General features: G+C 36.4%; 3 protein-coding genes. 2 read left to right on the top strand and 1 reads right to left on the bottom strand.

The annotated features are described in order from the left end of the window. Nucleotides 1–7: 7 nt before the first annotated feature. Nucleotides 8–157: a hypothetical protein gene (locus JF818_RS04070; protein ID WP_198890699.1), complete on the bottom strand. Its 150-nt coding sequence runs from the start codon at nt 155–157 to the stop codon at nt 8–10. A 656-nt stretch (nt 158–813) separates the two neighbouring features. Here JF818_RS04070 and JF818_RS04065 point away from each other — a divergent pair. Then, a complete protein-coding gene (locus JF818_RS04065; RefSeq protein ID WP_198890698.1) occupies nt 814–2,142 on the top strand; it encodes a GH1 family beta-glucosidase in 1,329 nt (442 codons plus the stop codon). Between the two features lie 694 nt (nt 2,143–2,836). Continuing rightward, on the top strand, nt 2,837–3,166 hold a 330-nt coding region (locus tag JF818_RS04060; RefSeq protein WP_198890697.1), incomplete at its 3' end, for a ParA family protein.

Genomic DNA, 3,166 nt, shown 5'->3' with positions numbered 1-3,166 from the left:
TACCGCGTCAAATTTGTATAAAAGACAGTTTAACCCTACTCAATTTCAAACCTCCAGAAAGTTCCCGTTCAAATGTGTCCTTGATGTACTTAATGGCCTTTTCAGTCTGCTTCTGCTCCATGGCAGGGACATAGCCTTCTGGGAAAAACTTTGGCATACAAATCTCCTTAATATGGCTGAGCATACCCTATTTTTTTGAGCTCGAAAACCCTGAAGGAGGTGGTTTGTATCCGCTGATTGAGAATATGAAATACACTGGATGTATTGAAATTACCTGACACCATCCATAGCAGAACAGAGAATGATTATGAGTGCCTATTGAAGTAATCAAAGTACTGTTATGTTAAAACAGTAAAAAACAGTATGAAAATACTATTAAAATAAATAAAAAACAAAATAATATTAAATAAAAAAACATTTCAATAATATAAAAATATAGAAAAGCTATAAAAATACATAAAAAATAGTATTAAATATATTAAATAACATGGTAAAACAATCATAAATGATAGCAATATGATTCTAATACCATTTACTTATGATTTACGAGAATCTTCAATAGTGTCTTGTGGTGTAGCGACAAGTTTTAGCACCGATCAAATAGCAGTAAAATTATACTAAAGTGCTATGAATAAAACGTAAAAGCGTATCAGAAAAGTATAATGATAGGATAATGATACAAAATGAATTTGTACAAAGGAAGAACTTTGTTCTACATCCTCCATAAGCTTGTCTGGTTATTGGCGTCATGGTAATCTCCAAATGTTGATAAGACCAACAATTGATAAAATAAATTATTTGAGAGGCTAGACAATGCAAAGAGTGGAATTCAACAAGGATTTCCTTTGGGGATGTGCAACTGCAAGCTACCAAGTGGAAGGTGCAGTGGAAGAGGATGGAAGGAAACCCTCGATATGGGATACCTTCTGTAAAAAAGATGGGGCAGTACTCAATGGTGATAATGGGGATGTTGCAACTGACCAATATCACAAGTACAAAGAAGATGTCTCCCTGATGGATGAATTGGGATTCCAAGCATATAGATTCTCAATCGCATGGCCAAGGATCATACCAGATGGAAAAGGTGAAATAAACCAAGCAGGGGTTGCATACTACAAAAACCTGTGTGATGCGTTGCACGAAAAAGGCATGAAGGCTGTGGCTACCTTGTACCACTGGGATCTACCCCAGACATTGCAGGATGAAGGCGGCTGGACCAATCGTGATACAGCCTATGCATTTGCGGCCTATGCTAAGGCATGCTTTGAGCAGCTTGGATCACATGTAGATATGTGGATCACCCTCAATGAACCGTTTTGTAGTGCGTATTTAGGCTATCTTTATGGTGAGCATGCTCCCGGTCATACAGATGCCAGGGAAGCCTTTGATGCTGTCCATTATCTCAATCTTGCTCACGGGCTTGCAGTCAAGGAGTATAGAAAGATTGGATTGGACAAACCGATCGGAATAACGCTGAATCCGGTTGCTCCCCGTCCAGCTACCAGAAAGAAAGAAGATTACCATGCAAGTGAGCTTGCAAGAGCAGTAAATACTGATGTATTTCTGCATCCGTTGGTAAGAAAAGGGTATCCCGTACTCGTGACAGAAACGCTCAAGATTTCGTTTCCTGTACAAGCCGGTGATATGGACATTATCGCGGAGCCCCTCGATTTCATAGGTATCAACTATTATAATGAGGGGGCGGTGGTGTATGACGAGAAAATGCCATTCAAATACCGTGATGTTCCCGTTTGGCAAAGAACCACTGACATGCAGTGGCCGATCGTACCATATGGACTGTTAAGATTATTGCACTATTTTGATGATGAGACAAAAGGGCTTCCGCTCTACATTACAGAAAATGGTTGTGCAGCACAGGATGTGGTAGAAGAGGGGAGAGTGCATGACTTATTGCGCTGTGATTATCTGAACCAACATTTTGCAATCTGCAAGCAAGCAATTGACGAGGGTGTTAAATTGAAAGGCTATTTTGTATGGTCTTTCCTTGATAATTTTGAATGGGCTTTCGGATATTCAAAACGCTTTGGTATCGTGTATGTAGACTACAAGACCCAGGAAAGAATTGTGAAGGATAGTGCCTATATGATGCGTGATGTAATATCTGGGTATTGCGAATTTTAGTATTGATATAAAATTAACAATATACAATAACAGTTAGAAACAGTAGTACAGTACCATTTAAATACACTAAATATTACATTAAAATGGTACTGTATTTATATATAAAAATAAATAAACTGTATTATAATGCATTATATGAGTATTAAACCAATTCTGAATATATGTGCAATATGTAAAAAAATTTAATAAATAAACCACAAAAACATATTTAAAACAATATAGATATAATTATAAATATATATGATAAATTATAATATAAATCAGATTCAAGTTGCTTATATTGAAGCAATTCATGATGATCAATAGCGTATGTCAGCAATAGAAATCGAGATTGGATTTGAACGGGACCAGCCAGGGAGACCTAAGAATCAAAGAGAAAGAATTTGGCATGAGGCGGTAAGGTAACGTCTTTTTGCAACGGTTAGATGTAGATTTATACACTATTGCACTTTTGAATGTATATGTATAAAAGAAATATTAAATAAATATAATAACATATAAATAAAATATGTAATTACATGTAAAAGTATAATAAAATACTAATATAGTGATAGCAAATGTATTATAATTATACAGTTTACTATAATATTAAGTACTGAAATAAAATAAGACTCACTGTATACTAGCTTGATTCAGAATAATACTTGTACGACCGATAAACTGGGTATATACTATGGCTTAAGGTTTATAATCCATGGCTAAGACAATATCATTCCACCTCCAGAAAGGTGGTGTAGGAAAGACTACCATCTCAGGAACACTCGCTTGCCAATCCGCATTGGATGGGTATCGTACGTTGTTGATTGATGTTGATCCTCAAGGAAATGCTTCCTCTTGGTTTTTGAAGGAAGCTCCCCTATTTGAATTAGCTGATGTTGTCCAAGGGAAGTGCTATATCCAAGATGCTATCATTCCTATACCACAGATACAGAACATGTCACTGCTTCCTACCTTTGGTATTGGTGGGACACTGAAACTGTATGCTGAAACAAAATTGGCCGAAGAGCCATTTGTTTTGCAGGAC

This window comes from Sphaerochaeta sp. S2 (genome assembly GCF_016406725.1).
Taxonomy (GTDB): Bacteria; Spirochaetota; Spirochaetia; order Sphaerochaetales; family Sphaerochaetaceae; genus Sphaerochaeta.
This window is presented reverse-complemented; position numbering and strand designations above follow the sequence as displayed.